Annotated in this window: 20 protein-coding genes; 11 read left to right on the top strand and 9 right to left on the bottom strand. The window is 66.0% G+C overall.

Annotated features, from left to right (window positions below; all coding sequences use genetic code 11):
- Nucleotides 1–67: 67 nt before the first annotated feature.
- The 4 genes from paaY to CAP2UW1_RS13730 form a co-directional block, all read right to left on the bottom strand.
- Nucleotides 68–694, bottom strand: coding sequence for a phenylacetic acid degradation protein PaaY (gene paaY, locus CAP2UW1_RS13715; protein ID WP_015767214.1), 627 nt, complete (start codon nucleotides 692–694; stop codon nucleotides 68–70).
- Between the two features lie 134 nt (nucleotides 695–828).
- Nucleotides 829–1797 (bottom strand): phenylacetic acid degradation operon negative regulatory protein PaaX, encoded by a 969-nt coding sequence (paaX, locus tag CAP2UW1_RS13720; protein ID WP_015767215.1) that lies wholly within the window; start codon nucleotides 1795–1797, stop codon nucleotides 829–831.
- 93 nt (nucleotides 1798–1890) lie between these two features.
- Nucleotides 1891–2943: a 2Fe-2S iron-sulfur cluster-binding protein gene (locus tag CAP2UW1_RS13725; RefSeq protein WP_015767216.1), complete on the bottom strand. Its 1053-nt coding sequence runs from the start codon at nucleotides 2941–2943 to the stop codon at nucleotides 1891–1893.
- Between the two features lie 70 nt (nucleotides 2944–3013).
- Nucleotides 3014–4042: a hypothetical protein gene (locus CAP2UW1_RS13730; RefSeq protein WP_015767217.1), complete on the bottom strand. Its 1029-nt coding sequence runs from the start codon at nucleotides 4040–4042 to the stop codon at nucleotides 3014–3016.
- A gap of 250 nt (nucleotides 4043–4292) precedes the next feature.
- Here CAP2UW1_RS13730 and paaN point away from each other — a divergent pair, with 250 nt between their 5' ends.
- Genes paaN through pcaF form a run of 5 tightly spaced genes read left to right on the top strand, consistent with a single transcriptional unit; the run spans nucleotide 4293 to nucleotide 10045 of the window.
- Complete coding sequence (paaN, locus tag CAP2UW1_RS13735; protein WP_015767218.1) at nucleotides 4293–5960, top strand: phenylacetic acid degradation protein PaaN; 1668 nt, start codon at nucleotides 4293–4295, stop codon at nucleotides 5958–5960.
- 10 nt (nucleotides 5961–5970) lie between these two features.
- Nucleotides 5971–6762, top strand: a complete 792-nt coding sequence (gene paaG, locus CAP2UW1_RS13740; protein WP_015767219.1) for a 2-(1,2-epoxy-1,2-dihydrophenyl)acetyl-CoA isomerase PaaG — start codon at nucleotides 5971–5973, stop codon at nucleotides 6760–6762.
- A gap of 5 nt (nucleotides 6763–6767) precedes the next feature.
- Nucleotides 6768–8297 (top strand): 3-hydroxyacyl-CoA dehydrogenase, encoded by a 1530-nt coding sequence (locus CAP2UW1_RS13745; RefSeq protein ID WP_015767220.1) that lies wholly within the window; start codon nucleotides 6768–6770, stop codon nucleotides 8295–8297.
- Nucleotides 8290–8817 carry a hydroxyphenylacetyl-CoA thioesterase PaaI gene (paaI, locus tag CAP2UW1_RS13750; RefSeq protein WP_015767221.1) on the top strand — a complete coding sequence of 176 codons (528 nt, stop codon included), beginning with the start codon at nucleotides 8290–8292 and terminating at the stop codon, nucleotides 8815–8817. Before CAP2UW1_RS13745 ends, paaI begins: the two co-directional genes overlap by 8 nt.
- A 22-nt stretch (nucleotides 8818–8839) precedes the next feature.
- Nucleotides 8840–10045: a 3-oxoadipyl-CoA thiolase gene (pcaF, locus tag CAP2UW1_RS13755; RefSeq protein WP_015767222.1), complete on the top strand. Its 1206-nt coding sequence runs from the start codon at nucleotides 8840–8842 to the stop codon at nucleotides 10043–10045.
- A gap of 61 nt (nucleotides 10046–10106) precedes the next feature.
- Here the strand turns inward: pcaF and CAP2UW1_RS13760 are convergent, their stop codons facing one another.
- A complete protein-coding gene (locus CAP2UW1_RS13760) occupies nucleotides 10107–10817 on the bottom strand; it encodes an alpha/beta fold hydrolase (RefSeq protein ID WP_015767223.1) in 711 nt (236 codons plus the stop codon).
- 10 nt (nucleotides 10818–10827) lie between these two features.
- Complete coding sequence (locus CAP2UW1_RS25620; RefSeq protein WP_199931467.1) at nucleotides 10828–10968, bottom strand: hypothetical protein; 141 nt, start codon at nucleotides 10966–10968, stop codon at nucleotides 10828–10830.
- Nucleotides 10969–11366: 398 nt separating this feature from the next.
- Here CAP2UW1_RS25620 and CAP2UW1_RS13765 point away from each other — a divergent pair, with 398 nt between their 5' ends.
- The 3 genes from CAP2UW1_RS13765 (at nucleotide 11367) to CAP2UW1_RS23890 (ending at nucleotide 14273) form a co-directional block, all read left to right on the top strand.
- Complete coding sequence (locus CAP2UW1_RS13765; RefSeq protein WP_199931468.1) at nucleotides 11367–11846, top strand: protease inhibitor I42 family protein; 480 nt, start codon at nucleotides 11367–11369, stop codon at nucleotides 11844–11846.
- 189 nt (nucleotides 11847–12035) lie between these two features.
- Nucleotides 12036–12953, top strand: coding sequence for a C1 family peptidase (locus CAP2UW1_RS13770; RefSeq protein ID WP_015767226.1), 918 nt, complete (start codon nucleotides 12036–12038; stop codon nucleotides 12951–12953).
- Nucleotides 12954–13364: 411 nt separating this feature from the next.
- On the top strand, nucleotides 13365–14273 hold the full coding sequence (locus tag CAP2UW1_RS23890) for an SLATT domain-containing protein (RefSeq protein WP_015767227.1): 909 nt from the start codon (nucleotides 13365–13367) through the stop codon (nucleotides 14271–14273).
- Nucleotides 14274–14381: 108 nt separating this feature from the next.
- On the opposite strand, the gene CAP2UW1_RS24570 is transcribed toward CAP2UW1_RS23890, so the two are convergent.
- On the bottom strand, nucleotides 14382–14543 hold the full coding sequence (locus tag CAP2UW1_RS24570; protein ID WP_015767228.1) for a PEP-CTERM sorting domain-containing protein: 162 nt from the start codon (nucleotides 14541–14543) through the stop codon (nucleotides 14382–14384).
- Nucleotides 14544–14880: 337 nt separating this feature from the next.
- Between CAP2UW1_RS24570 and CAP2UW1_RS13780 the strand changes: the two genes are divergently transcribed.
- The 3 genes from CAP2UW1_RS13780 (at nucleotide 14881) to aroG (ending at nucleotide 20482) form a co-directional block, all read left to right on the top strand.
- Entirely contained in the window at nucleotides 14881–15987 is a 1107-nt protein-coding gene (locus CAP2UW1_RS13780; protein WP_015767229.1) for an HD-GYP domain-containing protein, read from the top strand.
- A 51-nt stretch (nucleotides 15988–16038) separates the two neighbouring features.
- Complete coding sequence (locus CAP2UW1_RS13785) at nucleotides 16039–19263, top strand: hybrid sensor histidine kinase/response regulator (protein WP_015767230.1); 3225 nt, start codon at nucleotides 16039–16041, stop codon at nucleotides 19261–19263.
- A gap of 139 nt (nucleotides 19264–19402) precedes the next feature.
- Nucleotides 19403–20482 (top strand): 3-deoxy-7-phosphoheptulonate synthase AroG, encoded by a 1080-nt coding sequence (gene aroG / locus CAP2UW1_RS13790; protein ID WP_015767231.1) that lies wholly within the window; start codon nucleotides 19403–19405, stop codon nucleotides 20480–20482.
- A gap of 125 nt (nucleotides 20483–20607) precedes the next feature.
- On the opposite strand, the gene rpmG is transcribed toward aroG, so the two are convergent.
- A complete protein-coding gene (gene rpmG, locus CAP2UW1_RS13795) occupies nucleotides 20608–20763 on the bottom strand; it encodes a 50S ribosomal protein L33 (protein WP_015767232.1) in 156 nt (51 codons plus the stop codon).
- A gap of 14 nt (nucleotides 20764–20777) precedes the next feature.
- Nucleotides 20778–21011, bottom strand: coding sequence for a 50S ribosomal protein L28 (gene rpmB / locus CAP2UW1_RS13800; protein ID WP_015767233.1), 234 nt, complete (start codon nucleotides 21009–21011; stop codon nucleotides 20778–20780).
- Nucleotides 21012–21515 lie beyond the last annotated feature (504 nt).

Consider the following 21515-nt stretch of genomic DNA (forward strand, 5'->3'; position numbering starts at 1 on the left):
CGACTGCTCTGCACCCGCAATCGCGCGGCCATTCTCGCCCCTGCCCTGGCGCTACCGTGGCGCCGTCCTAGGCGCTGCCCGACGACTGCCTCCTGAGTTCGATCAGCGGCAACACGCCCGGCAGTTCCAGACGCTTGCGGTCCGGCTCGACGGCAGCCAGCGCCGTCGTTTCGACCAGCGTCGCCAGCGAGCGGCGAGTGAGGTTCTGGTAGGTGAGCGTTCCCTCGATCTTCCAGGTCATCTCCTGCTCGCTGAGCGTCCGGATGATCTTGGCAGGAACCCCGGCGACCAGCGAACGCGGCGGTATTTCCAGCCCGGCCTTGACGAAGGCGCACGCGGCGACGATCGACGACTCGCCAAGTACGGCGTTGTCCATGATCACCGCGTTCATGCCGACCAGCGCGTTGCGGCCGATCCGGCAGCCGTGCAGCACCGCGCCGTGGCCGATGTGGCCATCCTCCTCGATCACCGTGTCGGTGCCGGGAAAGCCGTGCATGACGCAGGTGTCCTGCACATTGGCGCCGCGCCCGAGGATCAGGCGACCGAAATCGCCGCGCAGGCTGGCGCAGGGGCCGACATAACAGCCCGGTCCGACGATCACGTCGCCGATCAGGACCGCCGAGGGATGCACATAGGCGCTCGGATCGATGACCGGAACAAGGCCGTCGATGGCGTAAACACGGGGACTGCTCATGCGCATGCTCCTCGAGGAAAGGCCGCGCCGCCGCCGGAAGACGGGCGTCGCCTGGATGCCGAATTGCCCACCATTCTACGGAAAGCCCCATGCCGGACGCCAGCGCGTCGGCGGCAGCGAGCCGTCGACGCCGCTCATCGCATGGATCGGCGCTCGGGGATCGGCAGCGGATCGTCAGGCTGAAAGCGGGCCAGGAAAGCTGGCGAGAACGTCGGGGATCGACCGTCGGCGGTACACAGGAGACGGTCGAGGTGGCGCTCGGACGGCGCCAACAGACGACGGTAGAGTTCCTTGCAGAGCACGCGCGCCTGTTCGCCTGGCCAGTCGACGGGCAGCAGCACTTCGGGCAGTTCGGGATCGCGCAGCAGGAGGCGACGGTAATCGTGAATCAGCAAAAGGCGCAGCAGACAAGCCTCTTCGTCGTCGATGGCGACCTGCCGCTCGGCGCGCAGGTCTGCGAGGACAGGCGCGTAGAGGGCGACAAAATCGCCATAGGCGCGCGCCAGCCCGCGCAGATCCCAGGCACGGGCAACCAGATCGGCATTACCGGCCATGCCGGCCAGGCTCGCGTCGGCGGCAACCAGCGGCAGGAGATCAGCCAGCCAGCGGCCCTTGCCCTCGGCCGCCAGCGTGTCGAGCACCACCGACAAGTTCACGCCGGGATGGACGAAGCACTGCTCGCCCAGGGCACCAAACCCCTGCCAGAAAAGCGCGCGACGCAGGCCGTCGCGGTCCTTCTGCGCGAGCGGCGCGAGGACGAGAAGCAGTCGCCAACGCCGATCCCAGTCCGGTCCACGGGCCGCGTAGATCTGCCTGGCCGCTTCCTCGCAACGTCGCTGCCCGGTGGGTGTCAGCAGATAGTCGCTGCGCCGGCCGTGCGCTGCGGAGCACAACCACTGGTCCCTGGCCAGGCGGAACACCGCCGTGCGCGCCAGGCGTTCGTTGAGCCCCAGGGGTTCGAGCAGGCGAATCAGGCTGCCCATCCAGATCCGGCCACCGCGCGGCAGGACCATGTCGCCGAAGAGGGAGATGATCAGCGAACCCGCGAGCACCCGTTTCTGGGCGCAGAAGCTCGCGATGCGGGCGCGGATGGGCTCGTTCATCGGCACTCGTCGCCACGCTCGCTGGCCGTCGAAACGGCGCGCGAGGGCATGCGGCAGCGCCTGCCGCCCGGCGAGCCAGCGGACGATGCGTGATCAGCCACCGCGCAAGGAGGACGCGGCCGGCTCGCCGCCAGCACCCTGCTGGTGGTGGAAGCCTTCGCTATGGATCAGATGATCGCTGGCGCCGAGCCTCTTTACCGTCGCCACGCAGGCGTCGACGAAGCCGGGACTACCGGCAGCAAACACGCTGTGCTTCGAGAGGTCGGCAAACAGCGTCGGCAGGACGACCTCGACCCGCCCGTGCAGATACCCCGCCTTCTCCTCGCGTGTCAGCGTCACCTGGTAGCTGAAGTTGCGGTGCTTGGCATGCCACCACGACAGCATGCCGCGCGCGTAGACCTCGTCGGCGCTGCGGGCCGAGACGAGAAAGGTCACCGGCTTCCTGAAGCCGCGCCGCAGGGCCGCCTCGGCGAGAGCCAGAACGGGTGCCAGACCGGTACCGGCGGCGAGACAGAGCACCGGCGTATCGACCGTCGGATCGCCGACGAAAGTGCCGTAGGCACCGTTCAGCCGGACCTCGTCGCCGACACCGAGGATGTCATGCAGCCAGATGCTGGTGGCACCCGCGTCCGACCGCGCCACCTGCAGCACGATCTCGCCATCGGGGCGCGGCGCGTTGGCAATCGAGTACGCGCGATACGGGATAGCCGCCCGCTCGTCACCGAGCGTGACGTACTGGCCAGGCCAGTAGCGGAGGACCGGACCAACCGGACGCAGGCGCAGCTCGGCGATACGCGTGGCACACAGGCTCTTGCCGACGACGACGAAGAGGGCGTTCTCGCGCGGTGGAAAAAGCTTCGGCCTGGCGTCCTCGCTCCCCCATTCGATCACCAGCTCGTCGGAAACCGGCTTGGCCATGCACATCAGGCCGAAGCCGGCGCCGCGTTCGGCCGGCGACAGCGCCATGTCGAGGACCACACCCTGATCGAATTCGCCACGGCGAACCTTAACCTTGCATTCCCCGCAGGCACCGGCGCGACAGTTGTTCGGCAGAGCATAGCCGGCGGCCTCGAGCGCCGCCAGCACGGTATCGCCAGCGCTGCAATCGACGGATTTTCCCGAGGGATGAAGGACGATGCGGCTCATCAGCTTGCCTCCAGAGGGGGTTCTTGCGGCGCTTGCGACCGCGGGGAGCGAATGCCGGAGCGGCCGCGATTCAAAAAACGGGAATGATGTCTGCCATCTCGATCTCGCTGATCTCGCGACCGGTGATCCCGACTTCGGGGATCGCCGGAAACTCGATGCCGTACCGGTCGAGCACGCTTTTCAGATTGAGCATCGCGTTCTTCCAGTTCTGCAGCTTCATGTCATACGTCGGAACACCGAAGCCGGCCATGCGGCAGACCTCCTCCCCTTCGCGCTGATTGGCGATGAAGTCGGCCGGCAGGTCCCAGAAATCCATCGGTGGCTCGAACAGTACCGCCGACAGGAAGAGGTAGCCGGCGCGAATCTGCCGGGTAACCACCTGCTTGTCCTCCTCGGCCAGGCGCGGGTAATCCCTCTGCATCAGGGCCATGCATATCGCCATGTGCCGGCCCTCGTCGCGACCGATGTGGCGGAAACCTTCCTTGAAGACCGCTTCGCGCGAGTTGTCGTACATCTGCTTGAAGATCGTCGCCGCGGCAATCTCGCCCATCAGAAAGGAACTGAACAGGACGGCCAGCGAGTAGCGCGGAACGGCCTTCTTGTAACCCTCCCAGTAACGCCCGCCATTGAAGTACAGCCAGGCGGCGTTCTTCTGCAGGCGCTTGCCCAGTTCGCTCTTCGGCTGATGGCTCAGCGGGTCGGGATGACCGAGCAGGCGGGTGATCGCCATGCCGCACATCATCTCGTGGTTGTGCTCGTCACGAGTCACCGAGAAGAAGCAGTTGCGCACCGGCGCTTCCTCGTGCGCCTCGTAGGTCTTGATCATCGCCGTGGCAAATACCGGTGGCGCCGAGGCATCGAAGACGGAGAGCAGCGTCCACCAGTACGCCATTGCCTCGCGCTCCTCCCAGCTGTAGCTGTCGGGATCGAAGGTATCCCAGGGCAGCTTGGCCGGATCCCAGTACTCGCGCTGGGCCGCCGCCCACACCTCTTCCATCTTCCGGGTGTTCGCTTGCCACGACAGCGGGTAGACGTTGGGCTGTTCGGTCGGCGGCGGCAGTTCCATGGTGTCGGCAAAGCGCGCTCTCTCTGCGGTCATGCTGATCTCCTCTGGTCGGCGTCGATTGGATGGGCTCGCCGGCCTGCCTCCGGCTCGCTGAACATGTTACCTTATGCAATGAATCGTCAACAGGAATCGTATCATATCAGTCCCATCTGGATAGAACCATGACTGCCAAATTCTCGAAGACCGATACAGCTATTGACATGCTTTGGCATCGTTTGTAACGTTTCAGGGTAAGCACCAGCCGGCGTCAACGGCCCCGTCACGGCCTCTCCAGGAGAACTGCATGTCGCAAAGCCTTTTCGAAAAGCACCGCCCCACCCTCGAAGCAGCCGTCGATGCGATCGCCAGTCGTGGATACTGGGCCGCGTATGCGGAAATGCCCAGCCCCAAGGTCTACGGTGAAACGGCGATGGACGACGGCAAGCGCGCCTGCGAAAGCTGCCTTGGCCAGCAGTTCGCTCTCGATCAGCCCGGCCAGACCGGCTGGATGGACAGCGAGCGCTCGCCCTACGGGCCGCGGCTCAAGGTCAGCTATCCGGTATGCGATGCGCGTGCGCTGATCGACGCCGGCAGCCGGGCGATGATCGAGTGGCAGAAGATAGGTGCCGCGGGCCGCACCGCCATCTGCCTGGAAATCATCGAACGACTCAACCAGCGCAGCTTCGAACTGGCCCACGCGGTGATGATGACCACCGGTCAGGGCTGGATGATGGCTTTCCAGGCCGGCGCGCCACACGCCCAGGATCGCGCCCTCGAAGCCGTCGCCCAGGCCTGGCGCGAGCAGAACTGCGTGCCGCGCGAAGCGATCTGGGAAAAGCCACAAGGCAAGAACCCGCCGCTGGTGCTGCGCAAGCACTTCGAGATCGTCGGCCGTGGTATCGCACTGGTCATCGGCTGTGGCACCTTCCCGACCTGGAACACCTACCCGGGGCTGTTCGCGGCGCTGGCAACCGGCAACGCGGTGATCGTCAAACCCCATCCCAACGCCATCCTGCCGGTGGCGATGAGCATCCGGATCATCCGCGAAGTGCTGGTCGAGAACGGCATCGGTGCCAATCTGGTGACCCTGGCGGCGTTTGCCGACGGTGCAGACACCCGCAATCTGGCGCAGCACCCTGCCGTCAGGTCGATCGACTTCACCGGCGGCAAGGCCTTCGGCAACTGGCTCCTCGCCAACTGTCGCCAGGCCCAGATCTATGCCGAACTGGCCGGCGTCAACAACATCGTCATCGATTCGACGGATGCCTACGCGGCGATGCTGCGCAACCTGGCGTTCACGCTCTCGCTCTACTCGGGACAGATGTGCACCACTTCGCAAGTGCTTTTCATACCCGCCGCCGGCATCGCAACCGATCAGGGCCACAAGACCTTCGACGACGTCGCCGGCGACCTTGCCCAGGCCATCGAGGCGCTACTCGGCAAACCCGAGGTCGCTCTTGCCGTACTTGGCGCCGTGCAATCGCCAGACACCCTGCGGCGCATCGAAGCCGCCAGCGGCGGCTCGCTCGGCAAGGTGATCCTGGCGACCCGCAAGGTCGAGCACCCTGACTTTCCAGACGCCGAGGTGCGCACACCGGTCCTCATCGCCTGCCAGGCCGAGGACGAAGCGGCGTGGATGGAAGAGCGTTTCGGGCCGATCGGTTTTCTCGTCAAGGTCGCCGACACGGCGGCGGCGATCGCCCTCTCCGAGCGAGTGGTCATCGAACAGGGCGCGCTCACCGTCGGCGTCTACTCGACCTCGGAGGAGGTCATCGAGGCGATGACGGCGGCCACTTGGCGATCCCAGGTGGCGCTGTCGATCAACCTGACGAGCGGCGTCTTCGTGAACCAGTCGGCAGCCTTCTCGGACTATCATGGCACTGGCGGCAACCCGGCGGCGAACGCGTCGTATGCCGATGCCGCCTTTGTCGCCAGTCGCTTCCGCGTCGTCCAGCGCCGCTATCACCTCTGAGGCCCCAGCCATGACCTTCAGCACGATTACCTATGTTGTCGAGGCCGGCATCGCCCGGCTGACGCTCAACCGCCCGGAGCGCCTGAACAGCTTCACCGAAGAAATGCACGCCGAAATCCGCCTGGCCCTGGCGGCGCTCGACGCCGATCGCAGCGTCCGCGCCCTGGTGCTCAGCGGTGCTGGCCGCGGCTTTTGCGCCGGCCAGGACCTCAACGATCGTTCGGTCGCCATCGGCGATTCGCCGCCCGACATCGGGGTCACCATCGAGAACAACTACAAGCCGCTCGTGCTGCGCCTGCAGAACCTGCGCGTACCGACGTTGTGCGCCGTCAATGGCATCGCCGCCGGCGCCGGCGCCAGCCTGGCCCTCGCCTGCGACATCGTGATTGCCGCGCGTTCGGCAAGTTTCCTGCAGGCGTTCAGCAAGATCGGCCTGATTCCCGACACCGGCGGCACCTGGTTCCTGCCGCAGCGTGTCGGCATGGCGCGAGCCCTCGGCCTGGCGCTGCTCGCCGACAAACTGCCGGCAGAGAAGGCAGCGGCCTGGGGTCTGATCTGGGACTGCGTCGACGACGCGGAACTGATGCCGACCGTCAATCGCCTGGCCGCACAACTGGCTGGCGCCCCCACCCGGGCCCTGGTGCGCACGCGCGAGGCGATGCGCGCGGGGATCACCAACAGCCTCGAGACCCAGCTCGACCTCGAGCGCGACCTGATGCAGGAACTCGGCCACTCACACGACTATCGTGAGGGCGTCACGGCGTTCATGACCCGGCGGGCGCCGAACTTCACCGGCGAGTAGGCCACATGGGCCAGGCGCTCGCCAGCGACACGCCTGTCGCCATCGTCGGCGCCGGCGCCATGGGCAGCGGCATCGCGCAGGTGGCGGCCGCTGCCGGACATCGGGTGCTGCTGTATGACGCCAGTAGCGGGGCTGTCGAGCAGGCGATCGCCCGCATCGGCGCCAGCTTCGACAGGCTGGCCGAAAAGGGAAGGATCGACGCCGGTGCCGCCCAGGCGGCGCGGGCCCGCCTGATCCCCGCGGCGCGTCTGGACGAACTCGCCGCCAGCGGCTTGCTGATCGAGGCGATCGTCGAAGACCTCGTCGCCAAGCAGCAACTGTTCCGCACGCTCGAAGCCATCGTGTCGCCCGCCTGCCTGCTGGCGACCAACACCTCGTCTATCTCGGTGACGGCGATCGCTGCGGCGCTGAGCGCGCCGGGCCGGCTCGCCGGAATGCACTTTTTCAATCCAGTCCCGCAGATGACGCTGGTCGAAGTGATCAGCGGCCTGGCGACTGAAGCGCTGGTGGCCGACACCCTCCATGCGACCGCGCTGGCCTGGGGAAAGTCGCCGGTCAGGGCGCGTTCGACACCCGGCTTCATCGTCAATCGGGTCGCCCGTCCCTATTACGGCGAAGCCCTGCGCCTGCTCAACGAGGGCGCCGCCGACTGCGCGACGCTCGATGCGGTGTTTCGCAACGCCGGCGGCTTCCGCATGGGTCCTTTCGAACTGATGGACCTGATCGGCCTCGACGTCAACCTGGCGGTCAGCCGGTCGGTGTGGAGCGCCTTCTTCAACGATCCGCGTTACGCGCCGTCGCCGATCCAGCAGGAGATGGTCGCCGCCGGTTTTCTCGGCCGCAAGAGTGGGCGCGGCTTCTATCCGCACGCGCCGGCGGCGACCATGCCGCAGGCCGGCAACCTCGAGCCGCAGCCGATACCCTGCTCGCTGCACATCTTCGGCAACTGTCCGCTGGCAAGCGCGCTGAGCGAGCGGCTGCAAGTCCGTGGCCTGACGTTTCAGCACGCTCCGGCATCACCGGACGGACGCCTTGCCGAGGCCGGCGGCGCGGCGATCTATCTGACCGACGGCCGCTCGGCCAGCGAACGCGGCGCGCGCAGCGGTGTCGCCAACACCGTGCTCGTCGACCTGGCGCTCGACTACGGCAGCGCCACGCGCCTGGCCATTGCCACCGCCGAGCAATGCCATGCGGCGGCGGCCACCGCTGCGGTTGGGCTCCTGCAGGCCGCCGGCTTCACCGTCTCGCGGCTGGCCGACGTGCCCGGCCTGGCGCTGATGCGTACGGTGTGCATGCTGGCCAACGAGGCTGCCGATGCGGTCTACCAGAATGTCTGCACTGCCGCCGCCGTCGATCAGGCGATGCGCCTCGGCACCAACTACCCGCTCGGGCCGCTGGCCTGGGGCGAGCGGATCGGCCTGCCTCTGGTCCACAGCGTACTCACCAACCTGGCCACGAGCTATGGCGAAGACCGCTACCGCGCTTCGCCCCTGCTCGCCCGCAAGGTTTTTTCGGGAAAGAAGTTCCATGTCTGACGCCCCCACCCCTGTGGCCGAGCCGACCGGCGCGGCCTTGCTCGCCGCCCGCACTGCCGAAGCGATGTACAGCCGCGATGCGGCGAGCAAGCTGATCGGCCTGCGTCTGATCGCCGTCCGTCCCGGCTACTCGCGCCTGACGATGGTCGTACGGCCGGACATGGTCAACGGCCACCACATCTGTCACGGCGGCTATCTCTTCACTCTCGCCGACTCTGCCTTCGCCTACGCCTGCAACAGCTACAACCGCAACACGGTCGCCTCCGCCTGCCATATCGACTTCCTGACGCCGGCCCGCGAAGGCGAAACGCTCGCAGCCGAGTGCGAGGAACGATCACTGGCCGGACGCACCGGCGTGTACGACACGACCATTCGCAACGCGAGCGGCAAGGTCGTCGCCCTCTTTCGCGGCAAGTCGTACCGCATCGCCGGCGAAGTCATCGCCGGTCTCGAGGCCGAGGAGCGTGATCCCGACTCTGCCGGCACAGCCGCCAACGAGTTCGAAGGCAACCCGCAATGAGGCGCAGCGCGGAGTTCAGCGCATGAGCGAGGCCTATATCTGCGACGCCCTGCGCACGCCCATCGGTCGCTACGGCGGCTCGCTCGCCGGGGTGCGCACCGACGATCTTGCCGCACTGCCGATCCGCGCACTGGTCGATCGCCACCCCGGGGTTGACTGGTCGGCGGTTGACGAGGTGTTCTACGGCTGCGCGAATCAGGCCGGCGAGGACAACCGCAACGTCGCGCGCATGGCGGCCCTTCTGGCTGGCCTGCCGGTGGACGTGCCGGCAACGACCGTCAACCGCCTGTGTGCCTCGGGAATGGACGCGATCGGCCTGGCGGCCCGCTCGATCAAGGCCGGCGAGGGTGAGCTGATGATTGCCGGTGGCGTCGAGAGCATGTCGCGCGCGCCATTCGTGCTCGCCAAGGCCGACAGCGCCTTCTCGCGCCATGCCGCGATTTTCGACACGACGATCGGCTGGCGCTTCGTCAACCCGCTCATGGACAGACTGCATGGCACGCATTCGATGGCGCAGACGGCCGACAACGTCGCCGCCGACTTCGCCATCGCCCGCGCCGATCAGGACGCCTTCGCGCTGCGCTCGCAAGAACGCTGGGCGAAGGCACAGGCGGCCGGCCGCTTTGCCGACGAGATCGTCCCCGTACGCCTGACCGACGGCGCAGGCAGCCCGCGCCTCTTCGACACCGACGAACACCCGCGCCCGGCAGTGACGCTGGCCAGTCTGGCCCGGCGTACCGGCATCAACGGCCCGGAATTCCCCGTCACCGCGGGCAATTCGTCGGGCGTCAACGATGGCGCCTGCGCGCTGCTCGTCGCCAGTGAAGCCGCGGCGGCGCAACATGCCCTGACCCCACGCGCCCGTATCCTGGCCATGGCCAGCGCTGGCGTCCCGCCGCGCATCATGGGCATCGGCCCGGCTGCCGCGGTGCGCAAGGTTCTCGCCAGAACGGGCCTGACGCTGGACCAGATGGATGTCATCGAAATCAACGAAGCCTTTGCCGCGCAATGCCTGGCCGTACTGCGCGAACTGTCGATCGCGGACGATGCCGAACGAGTCAACCCGAATGGTGGCGCGATCGCCGTCGGCCATCCGCTAGGCATGAGCGGCGCGCGTCTCGTGACCACGGCCCTGTGGGAACTGCACCGCCGTGCGGGCCGCTACGCGCTATGCACGCTCTGTGTCGGTGTCGGCCAGGGTGTGGCGATGATCATCGAGCGCGTCTGAGGAACGACCGCTGCCCCGGTGCATGTCGTCGGGCAGCGCCCGCGCCTTTGCGCCCTGACGTTCACAGGACGAAGCGAGCCAGCCACGCGCAAGCCTCGGCGACGGCGCACTCCCAGTCTTCGACGCTCATGAAATGCGGTGCGCCGGCGATCGTTTGCTGGCACAGGCGATCGGGGGCACTGGCGTAGCGTGGCGCAAGGCGTTCGTGCAGCGCCTCTGCCGCCGCCGGCGGTACGATGCTGTCCCGTTCGGCGGTGATCGAGAGCAGCGCCGTCGGGAAGAAGCGCTCATCGGCGAGTGTGTGGGGCCCCGGCTGCGTGCGTTCGGGCGACCCCATCAGCGCCACGGCAGCGCACAGGCGGCGATCGCTGGGCACCGCCCCATAAACGATGCAGCCGCCCATCGACACGCCGGCGACAGCGATCCGCCCGCCATCGGCAAGACCACCCGCGATCAGCGTATCGATCAGTGCCGGCACTTCGTCGACCGTGCGGGCGACCAGCGACTTGAACAGCGGCATACTGTCCTCGGGCGGTCGCGCGAACTGCTGCTCGAAATCGCTCAGGCGCCGCTCTCCGTGACCAACGGCATCGACGCCGACGGCGAGCAGCCCCGTCGCCGCGAAGCGATGCAGTTCGGGAAGGTGCACTTCCTTGTCGGCGGCCAGTCCGTGAAACCACAGCACCGTCGGCAAGGGCCCGCGTGCCGCGACCGGTCGCACGAGCAGCACCGGCACCCCGGCCAGCCGCTTGCGCTCGACCTCTGTGTTCATCGCCGACACGTCAGCGCACGCCGCGTGCACTTGCGAGTGCCAGCGCGGTGGCTCCAAGAGCGCTGCCGCTGCGCGGATTGCCGACATGGCGCAAGGCTGGCTCGTGCGCCTTGCCCAGTCGTTCGGGTGGCTCCGGATGTCGTTTGGGCATCGCCCTCCCCCATGCAAGTCGATTGAACATACCGCCTCTCCTCGCAGCTTTCTGCGCTCGCCCGGCCGGCAGCGGTCTGCCGCCGCATCAGCATGCCGTGGCCGCCGGGCGTGGTCAAGGCGCGAGGCGGCGATCGCCGCGGCGGCGGCAACGGCTGTCAGGCGGCGGCGGGTTGAACTTCCTCAGCCCGGCTACTATAGTGTTCATATAAAGACGTTCTTGTCGGCGACCGACTGCTGAACCGGCACCGCCGCCAGCGCTCGCCGAGCCTTTCTTCCGCAAGCGCCACGCCGCTGTTGCGACGAGCAGATGCGTGGCTTACCCATCGGACAGAGCATGATGCATGCGACGAATACGCCGTTCCGGTTGCTGGTGCGTCTTACCGCCTGGCCAGGCCGGTGAACATCACGAAGCATTCGCTGGCGGCGCCCTTGCGGGCGTCCTCGTCGCGGTGGCTTGCTATGCTGCTGTGTGCGGCACTCGCAAGCGGTCCGGGCAGCGCCGCCGCCGAGACCGCGCCGGGCAAGCTTGCCGAGATGACGAAAGGACATTCCGTGACCGAGACGATATTGACACGCGCCGATAGCGGCAGCACGGTCGACCTTCGGGTCGGCGAGAGACTGCTTGTCCGCCTCGAGGAATCTCCCACGACGGGTTTTGCGTGGACGCGGGAAGGCGGCAATGACGCGCTGGTCGAGCAGGATTCGGACTTTGCGCCCGCCTCTGCCGGGCTTGGCGGCGGCGGCCTGCGCAGCTTCCTTTTCATGGCCGAGAAGGCCGGCGTGGTGCAACTGCGGCTCAGGCTCTGGCGCACGTGGGAAGGAGATTCGTCGATCGTCGAGGTGTTTACGGCGACGGCCAGGATCCATGCGAAATAAGCAGCCGGACCGGCAGCCCGTCCCAGGGGCCGGCAGCCGACTGGCAACCAACTCCCGAGAAGGAGGTGATCGAATCGTAATGACGCAAGGCAGGCAATGGCCTGCAACACGAGCGACCGATCTGGTGCCTCGTCGGCAAAGAGGCTGATCGGTCGGTACAAGTCAATATCGCTACAAGGGGAAACCATCATGGCAGAGTCAAACGAAACTTTCCGCATGGGCTGGCTGCCGGACTATCCGAGCCTGCGGGACTACAAGGCAGACGATGACGTCGTCGCGCCCAAGCTCAAGGCACTGGGACAGAAGGAATCCATCAAGGGCTTGCTGGCCAAAGCGAACGCCGCGGCGATTCCAGCGACCCTGGCGACGACTGCCGATCTGCGCGCCTGGTGCTCGCCGATCGAGAACCAGGGCGCTCTCGGCTCGTGCACAGCCAACGCCGGCGTGGGTCTGGTCGAGTACTACGAACGCCGGGCGTTCGGCAAGCACATCGACGCCTCCCGCCTCTTCCTCTACAAGACGACCAGAAACCTGCTCAAGTGGACGGGCGATACGGGTGCGTTCCTGCGCACCACCATGGAATCGATGGTTCTCTTCGGCGTACCCCCTGAGGACTACTGGCCCTACACCACGGCCGCGCCGGCTTTCGACCAGGAACCGTCGGCGTTCTGCTACGCCTTTGCCCAGAGCTTCCAGGCCATCAATTACTATCGACTCGATCCGCCGGGCACCACGCGTGCCGCCTTGCTCAGCCGGATCAAGACCAACCTCGCCGCGGGTCTGCCGTCGATGTTCGGGTTTACGGTGTATCAGTCGTACAACCAGGCCGGCACGACCGGCAAGCTGCCTTATCCGACGCCGGGTGAGAAGATCGTCGGCGGGCATGCGATCGTCGCCGTCGGTTACGATGACGCCATGAAGATCAAGAACGCCAACGCCGGCGCGAGCGAAACCACCGGCGCCCTGCTGATCCGGAATTCGTGGGGCACCGGCTGGGGAGCAGGCGGTTACGGCTGGCTACCGTACGCCTATGTCCTTAACGGACTGGCTGTCGACTGGTGGTCACTGATCAAGCAGGATTGGATCGATACGGGGAAATTTGGCTAAGAGCAACGGCGCTCGCGCCCAGGGCCCCAGTGCCACGCGGCATGACGGGCTCCGGCCGCCTGGCAGCCGGGCGCGGGCTAGCCGCCCCGAGTCGCTCGACGTGCACGGAGCCGGCGCTGAAAGCACGGCATCGGCGCCGTGCCACCGGCCGCCGCAGCGGCCCCTTGGCGGTGCCAGCGCACGGCAGGAGACGCCACGCTTCCCCGGGTCGGGCGGCCGGCCATCCATTGCGTTACCGCTGCATACTGCCGCAACAGGCCGTCGCGAACAGCGAACTGCCTGGCCCGCCGACGGTCGACATGAAGCAACCGATTCCCCCTGGGCGCGCCGGGCCACCGGCGTATCGGCCCATAGCGAAGATCGGGATCGTGCCCATCCACCGCACCACCCTGTCCTTGAGGAGGATATGCCATGAGTAGCCAGCCGCCAGCGCCTTCGCGCGACATCAGACCGCGCGAGTCCGTCGACCAGACAACGGCCAGCGGACAACAAAGCGATTATGAGGCCCTGCAGGCGCTCGCCGCCGACCTCGAGACGCGGGCCGTGGAAGCGGCGAACTGGTATCTGCGCAACAAGATCTGGCCGCGCCGTCTGTCCAGGCTGCTGCGCTTTCTCGCCATCCTGTTCGGTGTGCTTGGTGGTCTGGCGCCGCTGGTTGCCGGGACGACTCTGTTCGGCGACGGGAGTCCAGCGCTCTCCGGCGCGAACCAGTGGGGTTACATTCTCATCGCGCTGGCCGCGGCGTCGCTGGTTTTCGACCGCTACTTCGGCTTTTCCTCGTCATGGATGCGCTACATGACGGCACAGATGGCACTGCAGCGGGCGCTGGAGAAGTTTCAGTTGTCGTGGGGCGTCTGGCGTATCAGGGCGAACAGCACCCATCTCGGCGAAGACCAGCAAGCCACCGCCATTTCACTGTTGACCGCTTTCCAGGAACAAGTCGGCGATCTCGTCGACCAGGAATTCCAGGCCTGGATCTCGCAGTTCAAGGAGCAACTGGCCGAACTGCAAGCGACGATCAACAAGGACAAGGAAGATCGCCGCCCCGGAAGCCTGGTGGTCGGCATCCACTCCGACGAGGCGATCAGCGGACCCGCCGAGGTTTACCTCGACAACCGAATCGTGCGCAAGACCGACAGCGGCAGCGTGCTGCTGACGGCACTGAATCCGGGCAGCCACCTGGTCACGGTCAAGGCGAACGGCGGCACCTTGCAGGGCAGTGCGACGGTGAGCGTGCAATCCGGTGAGACCAGCGAAGCGAACATCGAACTGAAAGCAGGTGCTGCGCTGACCAACGCCAACCCACCAGCGCCCGATTGACCGTCGCTGCGGAGCACCCGCGATCTCTACCGACAGGCACAGACGAAAAACGGGCAGGTGTCAGACACCTGCCCGTTCCCGCTTGCCTGCCAAGCCCGCGCAGGGGGCTTACTTCCGGCGTTTGCGCGCAATTGCCGCGGCGATTCCCGCCACCGCGGCAACGCCCAGCAGGGTCATCGTGCTCGGTTCCGGAAGCGGGGAGCCGGGCTCCAGTTGCGCATGCGCGGCGAGAGCCGTGAGGGAAAGCAAGAGTGTCGTCAGAATACGCATTTTCGATCTCCTGGAGACGTTGAAGGGAAGTCCAGAACCATCACCGGCTGACCGATGCAGGTTACCAGCATGGATGCTCGTCACCGTGGCGATCAGGCAGACTCCCACTGTAGCCGAGCGCGCCGCCGACCCGAGCACGTCCAGTCAGCCCCGGGCAGCGGCACATCCTGCATTATCCGGCGCTTTGCAGCCAAGGACGCGGATTTCTTCACAGCAGCCGCCCGAAGACACGGTCGTGACGCTGGCATCCGGCCGGTGGGATCGCCGCGATGGACGCCTGCATCGGAAGCGGTAATAATGTTGAGCGGCCGATTGCCGTTTCCCCGCGCGGAGCCTCATGGCAACCATTCTGATCGTCGATGACACTCCCGAGAATCTTGCGGTCCTGAACGGCCTGCTGAGTCCGCTGCATCGGGTGCGGGCAGTGAATTCCGGGCAGCGCGCCTTGCAGGCAGCGGCGAGCCGACCTCGACCCGACCTCATCCTGCTCGACGTGATGATGCCGGAGATGGACGGCTATGAGGTCATCCGGCGCCTGCGTGCCGATGTCGCAACAGCCGACATTCCGGTGATCTTTGTTACCGCCCTCGACAGCAGCGACGATGAGGAGCACGGTCTGTCCCTCGGTGCAGTCGACTACATCACCAAGCCGATCAGGCCGGCAATCGTCATCGCCCGCGTCAGGACGCATCTTGAACTGAAGGCCGCACGCGACTTGCTGCGCGATCACAACCGCAGTCTCGGCGAGGAGATCATGCGGCGAATGGCGGACAACCTCCAGATTCAGGATGTCAGTATCCGCGCCTTGGCACGACTCGCCGAGATCCGCGACCCCGAGACCGGCAATCATCTGCGCCGGACGCAGGGCTATGTGCATGCATTGGCAATGGAACTGCGTTCGCACCCCAGATTCGCCGCATTCCTGACGCCACACCACATCGAGGTCCTCGTCAAGTCGGCCCCCTTGCACGACATTGGCAAGGTCGGCATCAAGGACGAGATCCTGCTCAAGCCGGGCCGGCTGACGCCGGAAGAGTGGGTGATCATGAAGACTCACAGCCGGCTGGGCTACCTGGCGATCGAACAGGCCGAGCAGGACGCTGAACGACCCATCGAGTTCCTCAGCATGTCCAAGGAAATCGCCCACTACCACCACGAGAAATGGGATGGCTCCGGCTACCCCGAAGGACTCGCCGGCGACGCGATCCCGATTTCGGCGCGGCTGATGGCGCTGGCCGACGTCTTCGACGCGCTGATCGCACAGCGGGTCTACAAAGGAGCGTTCACCCTGGAAAAGGCACTCAGCATCATCCGGGAGGGCAGAGGCACCCACTTCGACCCCGACGTGGTCGACGCCTTTTTTGCGCGTCAGGACGAGTTCGTCGCCATCGCTGCGCGGCACGCCGACGCCGATGCCTTTCCCGGGATCTCGCCCGAGACCTGAGGCTGGCCTGCGTCGGCTTCCGCCAACCCCCGGACTCGGCAAGGACACGCCATGAAGTTCCCGATCCACCGGTCGCTGGTGAGCTTGCTGACACGCTTGGCGGCCACTCTGGCGATCGTTGTCGCGCTACTGCCGAGCGGCATCTATTGGCTGCAGGTGCGCACCAGCGTCAGCGAGCATCTCAACGAGTCGCTGCGTCTCCAGGCAATGCTTCTCGAGGACTTCATCGCCAGCGAGCCGCAGCAGTGGGATCGGTCTGCGCCTCGCCTCGCCAAGCTGCTTGAACGTCACGAGTCAGCGGACACCCGAATCACGGTCGTAAACCAGGCCGACAAGATCCTGCTTGCCTCCCCACAGCGTGGCGACGGACCAACGCTGTCCCGCAATCGCGCACTGTACTCCTCCGGTCAGGCGGTGGGCCGCCTCACCATCGAGAGGACGATGACCAGCGAGTTCTTGACCGGCCTGCCGGTGCTGCTCGGCAGTCTCGGTCTGGCGTGGCTGATCTGGAGCCCGCTGCGGCGTCTGCCGCTGCGCGCCCTGGCAGAGGCCGAGGCGGCGCTCGAGGCGCGCGATCAATACCAGCACGCGCTGCTCGACAACTTTCCGTTCATGGTCTGGCTGAAGGACACGGAGAGCCGCTTCCTGGCGGTGAATGCCCGTTTCGTCGAGGTCTTTGCGCAGCCTTCGGCAGAGTCGCTCCTCGGCAAGAGCGATGTCGATATCGCCAGCCCCGAACTGGCCGAGAGGTATCGCGCCGACGACCGTGCCGTCCTCGCCAGCGGCTGCCCGCGGCGCGTCGAGGAGCCTGTCGAGAGCGGTGGCCAGCAGCGCTGGCTGGAAACCTACAAGTCACCCGTCGCACTGGCCGGCAGAGTCATCGGCACCGTCGGCTACGCCCGCGACATCACCGAGAGCAAGCTGGCTGCCGATGCCTTGCGTGAATCCGAGGAGCGCTTCCGCAGGCTCCTCAATGACGTGGACTCGATCGCCCTGCAGGGTTACCGCGAAGACGGAACGACACGTTTCTGGAACCCGGCAGCAGAAAGGCTCTATGGCTATTCGGCAGCAGAAGCCATCGGCCGCAATCTGCTGGACCTGATCGTTCCGGCAGAGATGCGCGACGACGTTCGGCAGGCCATCCGGGAGATGTGTCGAACCGGCGTGGCGACAGCACCGGCAGAGTTGTCGCTCCAGCGTAAGGACGGGTCACGCGTAGCCGTCTTCTCGAGCCATGTGCTGGTCCAGATTCCGGGTCGCCCGTCCGAGATCTTCTGTATCGATGTCGACCTCGCCGAGCGCAATCGCGCCGCGGACGAACTCGCGCAGCACCGCGACCACCTTGAGGAGCTTGTCCAGTCACGCACCGCCGAGCTCGCTGAAGCCAAGGAAGCCGCCGAGGCGGCAAGCCGCTCCAAGAGCGCCTTCCTCGCCAACATGAGTCACGAGATACGCACTCCGATGAACGCCATCATCGGCCTCAACCACCTGCTCCAGCAGGAGATCACGAACCCCAAGCAACGCGCCCAGTTGAACAAGATCAACGACGCTGCGCAGCACCTGCTCGGGATCGTGAACGATATTCTCGACCTGTCGAAGATCGAAGTGGGCCGGCTGACTCTCGAGGAAACGGACTTTTCGCTGCTACGCGTCATCGACCACACCTTGAGCATGCTCGGCGAGCGCAGCCGCGCCAAAGGGCTGCAATTGCTCCGGGACATCGACCCGGCGATCCCCGTCCCGCTGCGCGGGGATCCTCTGCGCCTGGGGCAGATCCTGCTCAACTTCGTCAGCAACGCGGTCAAGTTCTCCGACCACGGGCAGATCACCTTGCGTGCCCGACTGATCGAAATGCAAGGCAAGGTGGCCACCTTGCGCCTGGAAGTCGAAGACCGGGGAATCGGCCTGACAGGTGCACAGCAGGCGCGTCTGTTTGCCGCCTTTTCGCAAGCCGACGAATCGACCACCCGCAAGTATGGCGGCACCGGCCTCGGCCTCACCATCTGCCGGCGCCTGGCGGCGATGATGGGCGGTGAGGTCGGCGTCGTCAGCGAGCCGGGCGTCGGCAGCACTTTCTGGACCACGGTCCGGCTCGGACGGGTGGACAACGCCCGGCCGGCGTTCACCGCCCGCGATGCCGACCCGGCGACTGCGGGCGGGAGCGCGCCGCTGGCCTCCCGCCCGGCCCGCGAGACGCTCAGCCGCCACTACCGGGGAATGCGGCTCCTGCTCGCCGAGGACGATGTCGTCAGCCAGCAGGTGGCGCGCGACCTGTTGCTGGCCGTCGGGCTGCATGTGGATGTGGTCGATGACGGCCGCCAGGCTGTCGACCGCGTGCGTGCTGCCGAAGCCGATGGAGAGAGCGGCTACGCGATGGTGTTGATGGACATGCAGATGCCGGTGATGGATGGCCTCGAAGCGTCCCGCGCCATCCGCCAACTACCTGGCCGCAGCACGCTGCCGATTGTCGCGGTCACCGCCAACGCCTTCGACGAGGATCGCCAGCGCTGCCTGGCCGCAGGAATGAACGATCACCTCAGCAAGCCGGTGGATCCGTCCCGGCTCCATGAAATGCTCTTGCGCTGGCTGCCGAGACCCGTTTCCCTCGCCGACAGGAGCACCGACGACCAGCCGTCCTGGCTCGACAGCACGTGGGCGGCACTGCCGGGAATCGTCGGCCTGAACGCCGAGGCAGGCATGCAGGCGACCGGCGGCGATCGCCTGTTCTATCTCCGTCTCCTGCGCATGTTCGTGGCCAACCACGCCGACGATGGCGCGATAATCCGCCGGCAACTCGCCGACGGCGAAACGGCAGAGGCCCAACGCATCGCCCATACGCTCAAGGGAATGGCGGCGACCATCGGTGCGGAAGCGCTCTGCGAGCAGGCGCGGGCGCTGGACTTTGCCCTTCGGAAGCAGGCACCTGCGCATGCCCGCGAGGCGGCGATCGTAGCCGTCGAGGGCTGCCTCGTGCCCCTGGCTACCGCGATCGCCGGTCTTGGCGCCGACGCCGCGTCGTCGCTCGCGACGCCGCTCGAGCCTGCCGATGCGCGGACGCGCGCGCGCGGCGTGCTGGCGCAGTTGGAGTTCCTGCTCGCCGAGGACGATACCCGCGCCGGCGACGTCTGGGGCGAATCGGCCGCCTCGCTGGAACCGGTACTGGGCCCATTGGCAAGCCGCCTGGGGGCTGAGATCAACAGTTTTCAGTTCGACAAAGCCCTATGCACCCTGCGCCAGGCCAACGACGCCTTTGCGCTGTCAGAATCGGAGTCGTGACGCCCGCCGAACCTGGCAGGCCACGCGTGCGCGCATGAGTTCCGGCCGACACAAGGATACTGCAGTGCACCATCGACGCCGCATTTCCATTAGAATCGAGCGCCCGGTCCGCTCAGGCCGGTAGCCCGGAGAAAGCCACATGACCTTGCAAAGCAAGCCGAACACCGACGACGTCCGCATCAGGGAGATCAAGGAACTGGTGCCCCCGGCACATGTTTTCCGGGAATTCCCGGTGGGTGTCCGCGCGGCGCTGACGACCTACAACGCACGCCAGAACATCCACCGTATCCTGCATGGTGCCGATAACCGTCTGCTGGTGGTGGTTGGCCCCTGCTCGATCCACGATGTCGATTCGGCCGTCGAGTACGCCACGCGCCTGCAGAAGGAAGTGCCGCGCTTTGAAAACGACCTGTTGATCGTGATGCGTGTGTATTTCGAGAAGCCACGCACGACGGTCGGCTGGAAGGGCCTGATCAACGACCCGCGTCTGGACAACAGTTTCCGGATCAACGAAGGGCTACGTCTGGCCCGCGGATTGCTGCTCGAGATCAACGACATGGGGCTGCCCTGTGCGACCGAGTTCCTCGATACCATCACCCCGCAATACACGGCCGATCTGATCTCGTGGGGGGCGATCGGGGCACGCACTACCGAGTCGCAGGTGCACCGCGAACTGGCTTCCGGGTTGTCATGCCCGGTCGGTTTCAAGAACGGGACCGACGGCAACATCCGCATCGCCATCGACGCGATCCGCGCCGCGCAGTCACCGCATCATTTTCTCTCGGTAACCAAGGCAGGCCACTCAGCCATCGTGTCCACCGGCGGCAATGAAGACTGCCATGTCATCCTGCGCGGTGGAACCCAACCGAACTACGACGCGGCGCACGTCGACGCCGCCTGCCGCGAAATCGCCGCTGCGGGTCTCGCCGCCCGCCTCATGATCGACGCCTCGCACGCCAACAGCAACAAGCGCTTCAAGCAGCAGATCGAGGTCGCTACGGATGTCACCGGCCAGCTTTCGGCGGGCGACGAGCGAATCATCGGTGTGATGATCGAGTCGCACCTGGTTGAAGGACGTCAGGATCTCGCCCCGGGCCAGCCGCTCGAGTACGGCAAGAGCGTCACCGACGCGTGTCTGGGCTGGGACGACTCGCTGATGGTACTGGAAGCTCTCGCGCAGGGCGTCCGTGCCCGCCGCCTTTTCGAAGCCGCACGGTGACGGGGATCGGCCTGCACTTGCCGGTTGCGTCAGCGAAGGGCGAGAAGGCCTTCGCCAGTGAAAAAGAGCCGCAGCTGGCGCCGCGGCTCTTGGCCTGAATCAGCAAAGCCCCTCGCGAGCGTGCTCTAACGAAGCTTGATTTCCTTGTAGATCACGTGCTTGCGGGCTTTCGGATCGTACTTCTTGATCTCCATCTTCCCCGGCATTGTCTTCTTGTTCTTGGTCGTAGTGTAGAAGTGGCCCGTACCGGCGGTCGACTCGAGCTTGATCTTGTCACGCATGGCTTCTCTCCTCGTCAGATCTCACCGCGTGCGCGCAGGTCGGCGAGCACAACGTCAATGCCATTCTTGTCAATCGTGCGCAAACCCGCATTCGATACGCGCAAACGCACCCAGCGGTTTTCGCCCTCGATCCAGAAGCGGCGATACTGCAGATTGGGAAGGAAGCGGCGCTTCGTTCTATTGTTGGCATGGGAAACATTGTTCCCCGCCATCGGGCCTTTGCCCGTCACCTGGCAAACACGCGCCATGATTGTCGCTCCAATTTGTTTTGGGAAGAAAGCCCGCGATTTTAGCCCATGCGGCGGGTGAATTTCAAGTTTTTTGCTCTCCCCAAGCTGTTGACGGTGCGCTCAATGATGCGATTCATTGCGCTGCACCGGCCAGGTATGCCCCTTGGCGCAGGCGTGAGCTTTTCTCACCAATTGCTCACACGACCCCAGCGGGCCGGGAATCGATGCCGGCTCGACCTGCGACCTCCAGAGGGGCGCTATCCCGGCGCCAGACTGCGTAACGACGTTTCTGCCCCCGTCTACAGCCCAACAGTGGCTGGGCCTTGCGAGAAGCAAAACGCCCTCGATGACAGACTGCTCAGATTGCTTGCCTGACGACAGCAGAAGTTGGCCAGTGGCGAACCGCGCGCTGTCGCCACAGCAGCGGCACAGCACCCTGCGGCGAGGCAGAGCGGACCCGAGCGGCCGGCGAGAACGCCAACGTTGTCGCGCCATCGCCCAGCGGTGAGGCAAGCGCAGGCA

Origin of the sequence: Candidatus Accumulibacter phosphatis, assembly GCF_000024165.1 — a bacterium.
GTDB lineage: Bacteria > Pseudomonadota > Gammaproteobacteria > Burkholderiales > Rhodocyclaceae > Accumulibacter > Accumulibacter phosphatis.